The sequence below is a fragment of the Ruegeria sp. AH12 genome, from assembly GCF_056541465.1.
Genome location: NZ_JBQFYL010000182.1, coordinates 1 through 629 on the forward strand (window position 1 = coordinate 1; position 629 = coordinate 629).

General features: G+C 52.9%; 2 pseudogenes. Both read right to left on the reverse strand.

Features of this window, described 5'->3' with window-relative positions:
* Positions 1–239: pseudogene (locus ACR0EL_RS22480) on the reverse strand (hypothetical protein); the annotation flags it as partial.
* A 165-nt stretch (positions 240–404) separates the two neighbouring features.
* A pseudogene (locus ACR0EL_RS22485) lies at positions 405–629 on the reverse strand (M56 family metallopeptidase); the annotation flags it as partial.

The window sequence follows — 629 nt, forward strand, 5'->3', positions numbered from 1 at the left end:
GGCGCCATAGTTGCAATGACCTTCCGTGTTGCCATTATGGCGCCGACACCGGGAGTTGTCATGAGGCGACGACAGACATTATCTTTGCGAGACTGATCTCGAACCTGCTTGTCCAATTCAACAAATTCTTCTGCCATCGCATCACGCGCTGACGGGAGCGGGAAGATTGCCGCCACCAGGACCGGGTTACCTGCGATCACGCAAATTGCCGCGCTCTTGACTGAAACATCAAGACCCACGAAATAAGTCTTGGTCCTCTCCTTTGAGCTTCAAATCACTACCACAATTATGGTGAACCGGCCCGATGACCGCATCTCCCTTATCAAATCAACCTAAACTAATCCATTGGCGCCGACGTCAGACACGTCTGCATGCCTGATCCGAGACGGCACATTGTTAACCCGTCAGTTCCCTCGATTGCGAGCCTCCAGCCGTTCCAGATTGATGACTGTAGACAGCATCAGTCGATCGTGGCTCCAGTCCTGTGTTTGGCGAACTGATGCTGATCCGATGGCGAGAACAAATGCAAATGAAAGTATCAGTCCAAGAAATACGGCAGGTAGTCGGGTGTCTGCCATCGGCGCTTCGGTCAACGCTAACACGCGCTGCCGCAGTACGTGCTTTGCCTT